The organism is Bacillus sp. MYb78 (assembly GCF_002975115.1).
GTDB classification, from domain to species: Bacteria; Bacillota; Bacilli; order Bacillales; family Bacillaceae_G; genus Bacillus_A; species Bacillus_A cereus.
In genome coordinates, this window is sequence record NZ_PCOB01000003.1 from 218,581 (window position 1) to 232,042 (window position 13,462).

Here is a 13,462-nt window from a genome sequence, read left to right on the forward strand (position 1 = left end):
GAGGAAGGCAAAGATGAGTAGAGAAGTGAAGTTAATTACGAATTTTCATGATTATTATGACCATCATTTTGATGGAAGTGGAGTGCCTTTTTTACGAAAACATGATATGGGAATGAATCGTCTACAGATGCTTGATTATATGTCTTCTAAAGGTATTAAAACCGTTCCTTATGGTTACCTTCATGAAATGGCAAAGAAATACCCTCTACATACCGAAGTGGTTGTTTACACAGATATTAGTAAGCACCAAGGGGAAGGGAAAATTCGAATGTCATTAATAGAAGCATTAGAAACCTATCCAATAGATACTTTCTGCACCTTACTTTGCGGGAATTTGGGTGAGAGTTGGAGAGTTCTAAATGTTGGCCGTAGAAAAACGATACTTGATTATCGTAGTAAGGATGACTGGAGAAGCAATGTAGGAGACGTTGAAATCACTGTTGTTGATTGTTGGTCACGAATGCCTTCCTTTGAAGGGATTTTAGACCCATATGAATTTCCCCTGGTAGCAATTGATTATGTTAAAGGTGGGAATGAATTATTAGCGGTTGATTTAAATGTTGCTCCGCAATTAAAAGGCACAGGGATGGAAGACCTCGTAACTCCTGAAAAAGTAGTTAATGAAATGAAAAAGTATATAGGGAGAGGAGTTGTGTAGTATGGAATTAAATAATCTGTTTATCGTAACGAAGAGATGGGCAAAGGATAATAACTGTTTAAATGATAATGAAGAAGCGGATTTGGAGAGGGTATCTAAAGTTCTGAATACAAATGAATTCATTATAGATATAGACAGTTTTTTACGACCATTAACAACCGAGGAAATGAAAGAAATGCTTAGAAACGTAACTAAATGTTTTTCCACATCAAATTGCAAACCGAAAGTTGAACAAAACCCACCTTATAAAATTCACTTCTTGTCAGATGGCAAGCTTTTGGAAAGACGAGATGAGTAAACCAAATGAGTTTAGGAATGCCTATTTTTTCATATGTATGTGTTTCATTGATATCTGCTGTGATTATTTGAATTTATGAAGTTTAGTATTAGGTTATGGTAAATTAAAAGCGTTGTATAGTAAGAGGTTTATTTAACAAAGAAGGGGTGTGCTTATGGATATTTTTTCTACTATAGGTCTTGGAATTGTATTGCTATTAATTGGGATGGTAATGTTATTTAGTGGTCATAAATGTAAGGAGGATGAAGACGAAGGAACAATAGCATTCTTTTTTATAGGGGGTACTATACTCAGTATTGTTGGTATGGCTGTCCTTGCAGGTGTTTTTAATTCTCTTCCTCAAACACATGATAAAAACGAAGTAATCTATTTAAAAAATAAAAAAGAGTTAAATATCACTGATAAAGAATATAAGAATAAAGATAATAACATTGCAATGGCAGAAGTACGAGAAGCAGTTGCTAAAAAATTAAACATTAACAAAGACGATGTTATTATTGAAAAAGAAAATGACAAGGATAATCGTTATATAGCAACTACTTCTTTAGGTGTTTATTATGTACAAACATCTGAAGGAACGGTGAATGTAGATGGAATAGTAAAGAAATAATAACTATTAATTTATATAATTTAATATTAGGTTTCTGGATTTGCTCAATGGATATAGGTGATAAGTTCTCTTGTATTCATTGAGCATGTCACTATATGTATAGAAAGGGGAGATTTTTATGACATTTAAAGTAGTTGTTTGCTTGGCTATTGCTATAGCAGGTGTTTTGTTAATGGCAATAGGTGAAAAATCAAAAACTAAAAAAGGGGTTATAGGAATGGTAGTAGGAATGGTTCTTGTTACAAGTACTGCTCTTTATGTTATCTATGAAAAGCTCAATTCAGAAGTTAAGCACTATGCATCAATTCAAAATGTAATTTCAAATGAATTAAAGATAAAACCAACTGAATTTAATATAAGCAACATAAGAAGTAATATTTATGAAGTGGCAACAAAAACAGCAACATATAAGGCGTATTTCAATGAGAATGAAAAACTATTTAAACTGGATAGATTAAATTACGTTGAATCAATTCCTACTTCAGGATTAGATAGATATGTAAACAAGAAAGGTTCAAGTGAAAAGGAACAAGTAAAGGGTTTAATTGCTCAAAAATTAGATATGAATCCTAATCAATTGGAAATAAACGAATTGGATTATAGTTCATATGAAGTGGTCACAAAAACAGAAACCTATAAAGCCTATGTAAAAGAAGGTATGCTATTTAAACTCGATAAGATTAAAGATGTAGAAACTGTAAAATAATTAAGGGGGAGAATGATGGATATTTTAATGAATTTAAGTAAGGATACATTTTTTATTATAGAGTTAGTAGGCACGATTTTACTTGTTATTTTAAGTATTATTCATTCGATTAAAAATCAAAAGCCTGTTTTTATCTTGTTAGTGGTTGTATTGATTATTGTATCTTTTACATTGGCTATAGATTCAAGCAGAACAACAAAAGAAGAACACAAAGCTATTCAAAGTTCGATTCAAAATGAATTAAATTTAGATGAATTTGATATTGTTCAAGATAATGAGGATAGAAATGTATATCATGTATACGCAAAAGAAGGTACATATGATGTTCGTTTTAAAAAAGGAACTTCGGAGATTTTGCGAGTAGATACTGTTGCAAATGAATCTTATAACAGACATAAATAGATTGGTCTGAATATTCTGCATAAAAGGGTTAATGAAAATGATACATGCAATTCAACACATGGATGAAAGAGATGTTTACTTATTTATCACATTTCTGTTTTTAACATGTTTCTTTCAAATGGCTGAAATAGAAACAAAGAAATTATATTGGACTCTATTATGTTTTATCTCAGCATCAGGCTTGATTTTCCAAAGTTTAAAAGCCTTACATAGTGCTTATGAAGTTGCAGATGAAAATAAAGTAGCAGTAAAACGATTAGATAAACAACAATCATTGGCTAACATTAGACAACTTGTAGCGAAGCAGTTGCATGTAAAGAAAGAACAAGTGGTGTTAAAAAAAGAAACACAGATAGAATATATTGCAAAAACAGAAAAAGGAAACTACTATATTGAGTTATCAAAAGATAACAATGAAATAGAAGCGATTATAAAATTAAAAGGATGAGTGAATATGAAATGGAAAGAAATTTTGGGTGTATTTGCATGTATGCTGTTTTTGAGTGGTATTGCTTTATTTGGGTTTGACTATCTTGAGGAAATTCAAGAGCTTAAAAAAAATAGATATAAAGCAATTTCAAAAGAGTTGAAAATACCTGAATCTAAAATAGAAATTGAAAAAGAAAGAGATAGGGAAGAAAAAGATTATTACGAGGCAATTACACAGGATGGAGAATATTCCATTCTATTTAAAAAAGATGCTGATTCGATTGTAGCTATTCATAAAAAAGAGAAAACGAACAGAAACTTATAAAGAAAGGATGGTTACAGTCAATTATTTATTTGGGGTGTTTGTAATCCCAACACTATTAGCAGGTGCATTTTGTGTTTATAAAGGAATGAAAAGCGATGATGATAATCTTAAAGACGAAGCCTATAATCTTGCTACTGTGTTTATAAGTCTTCCATTTTGTGTATGGGGATTCATTCGTTTTTGTGAAATGTATAATGCTTCGCATTAGGGAGGAAAAGAAAGAATGGACTATATTATTTTAATGGTCATATTGGGAACTGGAATGTTGTTAATACATATCGGAGATAAGAAAGATAAAAATACAATCGTTGGGATTGGGTTAGTGCTCTCAGTGCCTTCAGGAATAATATTATTTGCATATTTAGTGACTGCACCATTTAGTAGTGCTAAAGAAGCAAGGGAAAAACTTAATGGCGATAGAGAGATTAGTATATCAAAAAAACTTAATATTCATAAAGAACAGATAAGATTTGAATCCGAAGGTAAAGACTCTATGAATGCTGTTTCATTAAAAGGTGATTATTATGTTCAATTCAAACAAGAAACTGCAACCATTGTAAAAATAGAATCATTAAAGAATAAGTCAGAAAAAGGGTGAGTACGTATGTATGTACTTATATCAGGTATCATAATATTTACATGCGGTTTCGTTAGTCGGCTTATTTTGTTATTAAATAAAAGGGGTCATGAAGATAAAGGATATCTATTAATGTCACTTGGAATAATCCTAATAATAGGTTCATATTTTCATATGTTGCATACGACACAGAATCCAAATAAGCTTCAGGAAGAAAGGTTAAAGAATGTAGCAGAAGAACTTAATGTTCCTAAAAATGAAGTTGATATTGTTTATAACACGAATAATGTAGGTCGTGTTTCATATACAAAAGGTAAATATGTAGTACATTTCATAGGAGAATCTTCTGTTATTTTAAGGTTAAAATCAGAAGTGAATTTTGATAAATATTGTTGGTTGTAGGGAGGATATTAGAATGATTTTAATGACGATGGAAAAATATTTAAATCTTAAAACAATCCATATGTTTGACTATTATGATTTTCCACTATTTCTTATTACTAAGTCAAAAGAAGAGCTATATTATTTGCACTACTTTGTGGAGGACGTGGATGAAGATACAGATAAATGGTTGTTTAGTGAGATTTCAAATGATGAGAGATTGCAATTAATAGAACGAAAAATCTCGACTTTAGGATTATTAAAGGAATTATTGAATACTCAACGTTTGTATCATCTTTTTGTTAATCATACTGAAGGGAACCTGCAATTTGAACAAATTAATCAAGACAATCTTGACCCTGATGGTTTTCCAGAAGAAGAATATTTTGTGGAGTATGATTATATATCTAATAAAAAATTAAGATAGATTCTTATAAAAATAATAGAGATGAAATAGAATATCAAATGATAATTATATTAAAAATAGAAAGAGGCGATAGATATATGGTTGTAAAACTATTAATTAATCAACAAGAAACGATGGAACAAATTCAAAAATTTAGTGATACTTATGGAATTGACGTTGAATTTGCAAAGAAAGGACTTTTACTTTTCTATAAGACAGCATTATATATGATAGAAAATGGAGATAGAAAAGAGAAGGATTATATTGTTGTAAGAGCTACTGATATTGCATTCGATGAGAGAGAAAGAGAAATTGTATTTAAGGTTCGATTCGGTAGTGGCTTATTCCCTTGGTATTACGGTTATGTTTCATTGAACTATCGTAGTAGAGAAATGTTTACACAAGTCGGGAATGAGGAAAAGAGACATGTAGGCATAGATACTTTAGATATTAGTGAATTGAAGAATTTTGAAAAGAATTTAAATGTATTAGAAGGATAATATCAGTTTACAATAATTATATTATGGATACTAAAAACAGGAGAGAGTTCACTCTTCTGTTTTTCATTTACTATGGTCAATGAAAATGTTATGATGAATGAGGACAGGGGCTGATAATGTGTTGACGTTTTTTCATTTTCAAGATTGTTATAAAGTCATTCTTGTTTTCGCGTTAAGTTCCATTGGCTTTTTCATTTTATTTATTACAATTCTATCGAAAGAGTGGGAATATGAAAAAATTACAAATAAAAGAATGCCTTCAGAGTTTGTCTATGTTTCGTTTTTATGTGGGGCACTTGTTTCCTTACTGGCAGTATTCTTGATAGATTTCAATAACATGCAGGAAGAGAAAGAGAACTCCGTAAAAATACAATATCAATTAGTAGCAAAAGCTTTAGATGTTAATGAAAATGATATTGTTTTTTATGATTTTGAAGATAGTAAGGGGGAATTTCAAGAAAATCAAAAAGGCTACATCATAAAGAAATTGGATAAACAATATGTTGTTATTTTTGATAGTGATATAAAAACAACAAAAATTATACGCATAAGAGAAAATCATTAATTTACATAATAAAAATTATAATAAACCAAGAGGTGGTTAAATTGACTTTATACATTGTATTGAAATGTATGTCTATCGGTTTTGGGTTGATAACTGTATTGCTGTTAATATCGGTTCTGCCATTCATGCTATTTGATAGAACGCCAGAGATTCTATTAAAAACGCCATTATTTACACTTATTGCTTTCCTTGTATGTGCTTTTATTTATATTCCTATTAATTTTAATTATGAGAAGAAGGCCATAGTAGAAAAACTTCAATTAAAAGATGTAACAGAAATAGAATCTATACATACTATAGACCGTCATAATAGGTCATTAAAAGAAGTGAAGATAAAAAATGTTTTTTATCATGTAACTTTAGGAAGTGAAAAACTTGTACCAACAGTAAGTAAAATTAAAAAGATTAATGAGAAGAAATAGAATCGTTTAAATTACATATAAGTATTATTGAGACTAACAAGGGGGATAGAAGGATGTTAAATTTATATTTTTTATTAAAAATTTCAACTTTGGTATTTTTTATACTGGTATTTGTGTTTATGTATAGAGTTCTTTTTGTTGAAAACTCATGGTCATTGATATTAGTAGTTGTTAGTGCTATATGTTTTGCACTATCAGGAGGAGCTTTAATGAATGAAATAACAAAGCAGGAAAGGAAATCTGTTGCAGATAGCTTGCATTTGAAAAATGCAGATGAAATAGAGTCTATAGAACCTATTGGTCGTAATAAAGCATTTTATGAAGTAAAGACAAAAGAAGGCTCCTATCATGTAACTTTCAAAGAAGGAGCCATTATCAAAGTAGAAAAGTTAGAGATTAAAGAGTTGAGCCATTAATAGTATAAATAAAAAGAGGATGCATATGCATCCTCTTTTTGGTGATTCTTTAAGTATAACAGCCTTTAATAGTTTCGCATATGTATATAAAAAAGTCAATAAGGTTAAATATTTTTATAGTCCATTACTTTCTAAAAACATAATGAAGTGAAAAGAACCATAAAGTAATATTGATATAGCTATTCTTATTAATAGATTTAATATGAATTTTAATCTAAAGGTCTATTCCTCCTCTGTTTTTTAATTAGTAAGTAGACGTACAAAAGCGATAATTAAGATGGACAATCCTGCACCGCTTATAATACCTGTTAGGAACCGCAAGACGTGGTTACTGGTTCTCCATTTCTTTAATTGTGTGTATCCATCAACTACCATGGGAATCTGTAGAAGTAAACCTATATAGAAGGGTACAGAATATATAAAGAATATGGGAATGAGCAAATGTCCTAAGAGTATAGCAAAACATCGTGTGCATATAGGCATTTGTTTTCCTCTTATATGTAAGCACCTTTCTTTTCTTCGATGACACGGTATTAATAAACAAGCCTTATATAAAAACGTTGTAGGTTTCATTATGTTAATAGCACCTTTCTTTTTTTATAAACTACAGCAATCTGCGTTCATGCATTCTACACCATCACAATCAATTTCTAAAATCTGCATTTTACCACATTCAATATCCACGCAATCAAATCCATTTTTTTGATTCATGTCACAAGCTAAACAATCCAGACTATCAATACAAACTCCCATAGTTGAATCCGCATTATTTTTCATAAGTTGTCTTCTATAGTAGTAAAGTATGCTGAGTAAAAGAGATATCCCACCAATCACTCCATAAATTACTCCAGATTTCATATTGTTATTATTAATTGCAATCGCTGAAGCGATAAGTAATCCTACATTAAGAGCGTTCCAAAGAAAAAACATTTCACCTCATCTCCTTTCTTTAAGGTTTTATTAATTAACTATATTATATATTATTATTTTTCTGTTGACTATAGTTGATATATGTGGTTTTATATAAGTAGAGCTAAAACTTAATACTTAATACATATTGGAGGAATTGATTATGGTAATTCAATTACAAAAAGGACAAAAAGTAGACCTTACGAAAGGCAGAGAGAACCTTAAAAATGTAATGATTGGTTTAGGTTGGGATGTTAACGAATTTGATGGTGGTCATGATTTTGACTTAGATGCATCTGCATTTTTATTAAATGCAAATGGTAAATGTGCGAAAGATTTAGATTTCATTTTCTATAACAATCTAAAATCAACTTGTGGTTCTGTTGTTCATTCAGGTGACAACCTAACAGGTGGAGGAGACGGTGATGACGAGCAATTAGTGGTTCATTTAGACAAAGTACCTTCTACTGTTGACAAAATTGCCTTTACTGTAACAATCTATGACGCACAAAAACGTTCTCAAAACTTTGGTCAAGTAAAAAATGCATTTGTACGTTTAGCAAATCAAGAAACAGGGGAGGAAATCTTCCGTTACGATTTAGGTGAAGACTTCTCAATTGAAACGGCTGTTGTGTTCTGTGAATTATACCGTCATAACGGTGAGTGGAAATTCAATGCTGTTGGAGCAGGTTTCCAAGGTGGATTGGCCGCACTTGTAAAAGCATATGGTTTAGATGCTTAATAACTAAATTAAAAAAGAGGGAGATTTTGCTTCCTCTTTTTTTTATAGGATAAAATTTACTTTAAATAGAAAGGCTGATGGAAATGGGAGCGTTTTGTGGAGGAACGGTTATTGTAAATCAAACGGATAGAGTTGTAGTTTCAGGGAGCTCTGTTATTCCTTTTCATAAAGAAATGAATGGACAAAGCATAACAACGATAAATGGAAGATGTTATATAGATGGGTTTGAATTAGTAAATGGAAAATGGAAGAAAACATTCATGGCTTGGTGGCATAAAAGATTTTAACGGTGGAGGGTAAAAAATAATGAGATATCATGTGAATTACATCAGAGAGTCTGTTGTGAAAGCTAAAGTTATTAGGCGTTCGTTCTGGACGGTCTTGGAGGGCGATACACCAGAGGAAGCGGTGAAACAAATCCCGAAAGAGTATCAAGCAAAAGAGATTTTTATGATACTTATGAAAGAATAAATAATTTATATGTGTATATAGAAGAGGGGTTAACAATGAATAAGTATATAGTCGTTTTTTATAACCGATTTGTAAATGAAATTCAAACTTACAAAACAACCGCAGAGAACGAGGTTGACGCAAAAGATAAATTCTACGAAAGGTATCCCTCAAGTGCTTATGGTGATGACTGTATTGAAACGATAGAAACATTAAATGATGATGATAAAAAATTAGAGCTAAATAATGATGAGTTGAAAAGAATTGCAGAGAAATGGTATTTGACCTTAGGAATGGGGATGGGCACAGGTAAGTCGGAATTAGATACTATATTATTTAACAAAATTAGATACCATTTAGATAAACAAGAGAATTAAAAAATAACAAAGAGTTACAAGAATAAAAATATTAGTTATAGAGCCTTTTAAAAGATTCTATGATATGTAGATATTACAAAACAGGTATTCAATTTGAATCTATAAAAAGGGGCTGTAAATGTTATGACAAAAGTAATTATTGAAATCACAAAGGAACAAGAGCAATTCTTGAAGGAATTTGCGAATCATCATTTCCCTGGTGCAGAAGCAAATCATGCAACAGGTAATCCGTATTTTGTAGTGCAAAGCAAAGTGTATGATTCAATTCCATATAATAGTGAAATTGAATCTTTGTTTGAATACACACCACTTGTATTTAAAGTTAATGTGTATGGAAGTGAGTGGGTAGAATCAGAAGTAGAGGCTGTGGAATCATGGTTTTTACTTACAGGTGAATACGCACATATTAAGATTGAATCATATGAAGAAATGCTTCATAAGGAGTATTCAAATCCATATGATGAGTTAATTACTGTGGAGAATTACAATGATTACTTTCAAGTGTTTGGGGTTGAAATGAAAGGAATTGCGTGGAGAAAAGAATCGTATGTAGACAAAGCAATTTTCTTTATAAAGCCACAAGCAGAAGCTTATATGAAGTATCAGGCACATAATTTGAATGAACCTCGTATTTATGCAAAAGGACCAGGTTATGCGAATGATGGTGATTTTGTACCATTTAGAAATTTACTATTTTCTATTGGAAGTGAACTTGTAAAAGGAGATGCCGAGAATGAGAGTGCAAGAGAAACCGAATAATGTAAAAGACGATAAGTTAATTGTTGAAGTGTTAAAGGAGGTAAAAGAATTATATACGATTGTATTAAGCAGGAAAATTTCCGATATTGAAGTATTCATATTGAAATATATATCATTACTTTGTAAATCTAAACCTGAACTGTTAGAACTTAAAGAAGTCTGTGATAGCTTAGTAAAGCGGTACCCAGAAGGGTGTGTATATATAGATGAATCATTATTTGATAAAGCAAGAGAATCTGTGAAGCCTGAGTTTAGAAGCTATTTTCCTTCAGGATATTTTGAAGCTGAAATGGTTGTGTTTTATATATACAATACATACATTAAACAGGCGTTTGATGAAATTAGAAGTTTAGATATAAAAAGGGTAGATAGGTTTATACTTGATAAATTAGAAAGACATATCCAGAATACATTAGTAGATGACCCGAATTTTAAGGGGGATAATCCTTACTACAAAAGACATTATCGTGAATTAGATAGGTCTAAAAAAATATCTTTAAAGTGTTTAGACTCAGATTTTGATGCCTACATTGAATATTTCTCTGAAGAAGAACAGTAAGACTACTTTTTGGTAGTCTTTTTTTATTTTCATTAAACAGGAAGTTATGAAGATAACTCGGTTAGATGTTCTTTTTATAATCTCATGGATTTGCAAATAGCAGAGAAAGTAGATTTTGTATGTGTCATTCATTGACTATAGTTAATGAATTTAGTATGATTTTTATAGGGAGGAGGATGTTTTATATGGATGATTTTTTTGAATTAGCTATTGGATTTATTGTTATTATGTTCGGCGTATCGCTGATTTATTTGTTTTTAAGTGGTTTCATCGGGTCAATTGAACACAAAAATCAAATATATGAGTCGCAGATTAGAGAAGAGATTGCAAAAGAAGTTCATGTTGCTGAATCGAAAATTATTTTGAGAAGTAAAGAACCGAATATCTATCAAGCGGATACTGAAAAAGGAGTATATTCTGTTGAAGTAAATGATAGAGATAGTGAAAAACCAAAGATTAAAAGAATTGTAGAAATAAAAATCACCACGAAAGAAGTAGATGAAAATAAAAAAGCGTCTTAAATAGAGGAGGAATTGAGCTTGGAAGAGTTTCTATTTCAAGAAGGTCAAAGTGTAAGTGTCTTTTGTATAAATCAAGGTGTGCAAAGAACGATAGATACTATTATAAATATAAAAGATGGGGTTATTACCCTGCAATCAACAGATTTAGAATTTGATTTACATGGGAGTTGGATTCAAGCCAAGACAAATCATATTCACTTTTTTATCACACCAGAAATTGATGAAAAGAATACAACTATTCATCGCAATTACAAGGAGTTTAAAAATTTAATTCACAATGAACTCAAAATGGATAAGGAAGAAATTAGAGAGTTAATTCGTGAGACTATTGTTGTTGAAACCAAAGTAATTATGGAAGGTAAAGAAGATTATATTAATAAATGTATTGAATCCTACATTCAGCAATTAATCAAACAGGGCATGAGCGATAATGGTAAATTAGCCTTTGGATTTAAAGAACGTGTCGCAATGATGGTATCTAATGAAATGGGGCGTTTCATTGCTAATCAATTAGAGTTTGATATTAAAGTGAAAGAGAGGAATGAAACAAATGAGTAAAGAGGGTTGGGGAGCTTTATTTGGTTTAATCTTAGTTGTTACTGGTATTTATGTAGTGAATCTAACGATAGGCTCTTTAAATGAAATGAATGATGAATATTTAAAGAGTAAGAACAATGCTATTGTCGCTCTTGTTTCAAGTGAATTAGATGTTCCTAAGAAGGAAATTGTCTTAAAAAAAGAAAATAATGAGAATGAGGAAATCAAAAGCATTGAATGGTATACAGCTACAACTTCAAAAGGTGTTTATCAATTAAAAGTTAAAGAAACAATAGATTTTGATAAACAGATGAGTACAGAATCCAAACCAGTTATAGAAAATATGGCTCAAGTGAAAATAGGTTCTACAGATAATTAAATCTATTAATCCTAATAAAATGATAAATATGTTATCACAAAAATAAATCGTGTGAACATCTTACAAAAGGAGTAATTATGGTGGTTAAATTGGATAAAGAAGGAAATGAAAAACAAAAGAATATAAGGTTCACTTATGATTTTATGGATAGTGAATGGATTCCTCCAGTTGTGCTATTAATCCTTGTTGTATTATTTGTACTTTGTGGATTTTGGGCATTAAAGGTTCAAGGAGAAAGGCTATTTCAAATAGTAGAGGATACTGATGGTGACATAGAAAGAACTAAAGTAATTGCTAAAGAAATTGGTGTGAATGAGAAAGAGATTGTATTAGAGCAGGGAAATTCATATGATGTTTATACAGCAACTACGCCTAAAGGAACATACAAAGTAAAAATCAAGTATGAAGAAGATAAACCAGTAATTAAGAACATGTCAGAAGTAAAATTATATTTGAAAGAGAATAAGGATGAATCATGAAAAGAAGAAAGGTGGAAATCCTTTCTTTTTTGGTTTATGATAGAAATAATTATGAGTTTGTAAAGGATGAGTATGTATTGGGTGTTGTAGATGTATTTAAAAAGCGTTTACGATTAGCGAGAAAATGGAGTGGATTAACGCAAGAAGAACTTGCGATAAAAGTGAATACGAAAAAAACTACCATATCTAATTATGAAACAGGCTATAGTACGCCCTCTATAGAAATGTTAGATTTATTATGCGATGTATTGAATGTGTCATCGGATTTTCTTTTGGGAAGAACGGATGAACCTTCATTATCTTCTTCGCAGGTTAATCATATAAATCAGGAATTGCTAACGAAAATCGATACTGCAATAGAAATATTGAAAGAAAGCAAAGAATGTATCCCAGGCATCTTACCCCAAAAGTAAGATGTTTTTTATTTTGGTTATGAAAGACAAGTAGAAACGGGAGAATATAAATTATAATTAAGTATACAAACTGATTTAGACCTCTTTATAGACAGGGGTCTTTTTTTCGTGAATAATAATGTATTTTCTTATATTTAATTCATCGTAAAAGTATAATACTCAGGATATAAAAATTAGGTATTTAATCGAATTTATTTTAAAAGGAGCGAATAATGATGGTAGATGAAGATTTAAGATGCGAAAAATGTGAGCATTTTTTCACAGATAAGGAAATTGAAGAATGTAAAACAATTTATTGTGAAAAATTAGGGATTTTAGTTTGTGAAGATTGTGATAAACAAATGAAAATGAACGATACAGAAAAGAAGGAGCAACCTATTATGAAAAAGTTTGATAATTTAGCAACAACTTTAGTTTCAAAATGGCATGGCAACAAAGTAGAGGAAGTTGTTTTGGAAAATCAAAATATGGATGAAGTAGAATTGGTGGCTTTAGTCAGTGAAACCGTGGAGAAAGAAATGCAAGAAACCTTACTACCTGTAGGTGATGGGTATGCTTTTGAGTTAATGGTTGATAGCTTTCAAAATATCGACTATAGAGCTCTTATTGCGTATTACAAAGAATCATAAATATAAATACAAA

General features: G+C 30.5%; 28 protein-coding genes. 26 read left to right on the forward strand and 2 right to left on the reverse strand.

The genetic code is table 11. The features are described 5' to 3' along the window. Positions 1–13 precede the first annotated feature (13 nt). From CQ064_RS08485 to CQ064_RS08555, 14 genes are all read left to right on the forward strand, one after another. A complete protein-coding gene (locus tag CQ064_RS08485; protein ID WP_000085837.1) occupies positions 14–658 on the forward strand; it encodes a hypothetical protein in 645 nt (214 codons plus the stop codon). A 1-nt stretch (position 659) separates the two neighbouring features. Beyond that, positions 660–956 carry a hypothetical protein gene (locus CQ064_RS08490; RefSeq protein ID WP_000422451.1) on the forward strand — a complete coding sequence of 99 codons (297 nt, stop codon included), beginning with the start codon at positions 660–662 and terminating at the stop codon, positions 954–956. A gap of 154 nt (positions 957–1,110) precedes the next feature. Then, complete coding sequence (locus tag CQ064_RS08495; protein WP_000350961.1) at positions 1,111–1,566, forward strand: hypothetical protein; 456 nt, start codon at positions 1,111–1,113, stop codon at positions 1,564–1,566. A gap of 118 nt (positions 1,567–1,684) precedes the next feature. Next, positions 1,685–2,272 (forward strand): hypothetical protein, encoded by a 588-nt coding sequence (locus CQ064_RS08500; protein WP_000143309.1) that lies wholly within the window; start codon positions 1,685–1,687, stop codon positions 2,270–2,272. Positions 2,273–2,287: 15 nt separating this feature from the next. Continuing rightward, positions 2,288–2,674 carry a hypothetical protein gene (locus CQ064_RS08505; RefSeq protein WP_000353719.1) on the forward strand — a complete coding sequence of 129 codons (387 nt, stop codon included), beginning with the start codon at positions 2,288–2,290 and terminating at the stop codon, positions 2,672–2,674. A 37-nt stretch (positions 2,675–2,711) separates the two neighbouring features. Further along, positions 2,712–3,122: a hypothetical protein gene (locus CQ064_RS08510; RefSeq protein WP_000580950.1), complete on the forward strand. Its 411-nt coding sequence runs from the start codon at positions 2,712–2,714 to the stop codon at positions 3,120–3,122. 6 nt (positions 3,123–3,128) lie between these two features. Next, positions 3,129–3,428, forward strand: a complete 300-nt coding sequence (locus tag CQ064_RS08515) for a hypothetical protein (protein ID WP_000871358.1) — start codon at positions 3,129–3,131, stop codon at positions 3,426–3,428. A gap of 223 nt (positions 3,429–3,651) precedes the next feature. Beyond that, complete coding sequence (locus CQ064_RS08525) at positions 3,652–4,026, forward strand: hypothetical protein (protein ID WP_000384544.1); 375 nt, start codon at positions 3,652–3,654, stop codon at positions 4,024–4,026. Between the two features lie 111 nt (positions 4,027–4,137). Next, positions 4,138–4,407, forward strand: coding sequence for a hypothetical protein (locus tag CQ064_RS08530; RefSeq protein ID WP_142389144.1), 270 nt, complete (start codon positions 4,138–4,140; stop codon positions 4,405–4,407). 13 nt (positions 4,408–4,420) lie between these two features. Then, on the forward strand, positions 4,421–4,813 hold the full coding sequence (locus tag CQ064_RS08535) for a DUF6575 domain-containing protein (protein ID WP_000602455.1): 393 nt from the start codon (positions 4,421–4,423) through the stop codon (positions 4,811–4,813). Positions 4,814–4,890: 77 nt separating this feature from the next. Then, positions 4,891–5,292 carry a hypothetical protein gene (locus CQ064_RS08540; protein WP_000260569.1) on the forward strand — a complete coding sequence of 134 codons (402 nt, stop codon included), beginning with the start codon at positions 4,891–4,893 and terminating at the stop codon, positions 5,290–5,292. Between the two features lie 118 nt (positions 5,293–5,410). After that, positions 5,411–5,857 (forward strand): hypothetical protein, encoded by a 447-nt coding sequence (locus CQ064_RS08545; protein WP_258166653.1) that lies wholly within the window; start codon positions 5,411–5,413, stop codon positions 5,855–5,857. Between the two features lie 32 nt (positions 5,858–5,889). Continuing rightward, complete coding sequence (locus CQ064_RS08550) at positions 5,890–6,279, forward strand: hypothetical protein (protein WP_372584670.1); 390 nt, start codon at positions 5,890–5,892, stop codon at positions 6,277–6,279. 53 nt (positions 6,280–6,332) lie between these two features. After that, positions 6,333–6,695 (forward strand): hypothetical protein, encoded by a 363-nt coding sequence (locus CQ064_RS08555; protein WP_000933619.1) that lies wholly within the window; start codon positions 6,333–6,335, stop codon positions 6,693–6,695. Positions 6,696–6,935: 240 nt separating this feature from the next. On the opposite strand, the gene CQ064_RS08560 is transcribed toward CQ064_RS08555, so the two are convergent. Both CQ064_RS08560 and CQ064_RS08565 read right to left on the reverse strand, forming a co-directional pair. Continuing rightward, positions 6,936–7,268, reverse strand: coding sequence for a DUF2085 domain-containing protein (locus tag CQ064_RS08560; RefSeq protein ID WP_080546086.1), 333 nt, complete (start codon positions 7,266–7,268; stop codon positions 6,936–6,938). A 24-nt stretch (positions 7,269–7,292) separates the two neighbouring features. Then, positions 7,293–7,625, reverse strand: a complete 333-nt coding sequence (locus CQ064_RS08565) for a hypothetical protein (protein WP_000465830.1) — start codon at positions 7,623–7,625, stop codon at positions 7,293–7,295. A gap of 142 nt (positions 7,626–7,767) precedes the next feature. Between CQ064_RS08565 and CQ064_RS08570 the strand changes: the two genes are divergently transcribed. The 12 genes from CQ064_RS08570 (at position 7,768) to CQ064_RS08620 (ending at position 13,449) form a co-directional block, all read left to right on the forward strand. Next, positions 7,768–8,346, forward strand: a complete 579-nt coding sequence (locus tag CQ064_RS08570; RefSeq protein ID WP_000236656.1) for a TerD family protein — start codon at positions 7,768–7,770, stop codon at positions 8,344–8,346. Between the two features lie 83 nt (positions 8,347–8,429). Continuing rightward, positions 8,430–8,633, forward strand: coding sequence for a hypothetical protein (locus CQ064_RS08575; RefSeq protein WP_000500645.1), 204 nt, complete (start codon positions 8,430–8,432; stop codon positions 8,631–8,633). A gap of 19 nt (positions 8,634–8,652) precedes the next feature. Next, positions 8,653–8,817, forward strand: coding sequence for a hypothetical protein (locus CQ064_RS33435; protein ID WP_001268865.1), 165 nt, complete (start codon positions 8,653–8,655; stop codon positions 8,815–8,817). Between the two features lie 35 nt (positions 8,818–8,852). Then, positions 8,853–9,173 carry a hypothetical protein gene (locus tag CQ064_RS08580; protein WP_001046054.1) on the forward strand — a complete coding sequence of 107 codons (321 nt, stop codon included), beginning with the start codon at positions 8,853–8,855 and terminating at the stop codon, positions 9,171–9,173. A gap of 123 nt (positions 9,174–9,296) precedes the next feature. Next, positions 9,297–9,932 (forward strand): hypothetical protein, encoded by a 636-nt coding sequence (locus CQ064_RS08585; protein ID WP_000169851.1) that lies wholly within the window; start codon positions 9,297–9,299, stop codon positions 9,930–9,932. Continuing rightward, positions 9,907–10,491 (forward strand): hypothetical protein, encoded by a 585-nt coding sequence (locus tag CQ064_RS08590; RefSeq protein ID WP_001265874.1) that lies wholly within the window; start codon positions 9,907–9,909, stop codon positions 10,489–10,491. Before CQ064_RS08585 ends, CQ064_RS08590 begins: the two co-directional genes overlap by 26 nt. Before the next feature lie 185 nt (positions 10,492–10,676). Next, positions 10,677–11,012, forward strand: coding sequence for a hypothetical protein (locus CQ064_RS08595; protein WP_000340840.1), 336 nt, complete (start codon positions 10,677–10,679; stop codon positions 11,010–11,012). 18 nt (positions 11,013–11,030) lie between these two features. Next, positions 11,031–11,570: a hypothetical protein gene (locus tag CQ064_RS08600; protein WP_000390834.1), complete on the forward strand. Its 540-nt coding sequence runs from the start codon at positions 11,031–11,033 to the stop codon at positions 11,568–11,570. Next, positions 11,563–11,928, forward strand: coding sequence for a hypothetical protein (locus CQ064_RS08605; protein WP_000031396.1), 366 nt, complete (start codon positions 11,563–11,565; stop codon positions 11,926–11,928). The genes CQ064_RS08600 and CQ064_RS08605 overlap by 8 nt, the downstream gene beginning before the upstream one ends. 77 nt (positions 11,929–12,005) lie before the next feature. After that, a complete protein-coding gene (locus tag CQ064_RS08610; protein WP_003272996.1) occupies positions 12,006–12,407 on the forward strand; it encodes a hypothetical protein in 402 nt (133 codons plus the stop codon). Then, positions 12,404–12,820 carry a helix-turn-helix domain-containing protein gene (locus CQ064_RS08615; protein ID WP_000829094.1) on the forward strand — a complete coding sequence of 139 codons (417 nt, stop codon included), beginning with the start codon at positions 12,404–12,406 and terminating at the stop codon, positions 12,818–12,820. The genes CQ064_RS08610 and CQ064_RS08615 overlap by 4 nt, the downstream gene beginning before the upstream one ends. Positions 12,821–13,035: 215 nt before the next feature. Next, positions 13,036–13,449, forward strand: a complete 414-nt coding sequence (locus CQ064_RS08620) for a hypothetical protein (protein WP_000227338.1) — start codon at positions 13,036–13,038, stop codon at positions 13,447–13,449. Positions 13,450–13,462 lie beyond the last annotated feature (13 nt).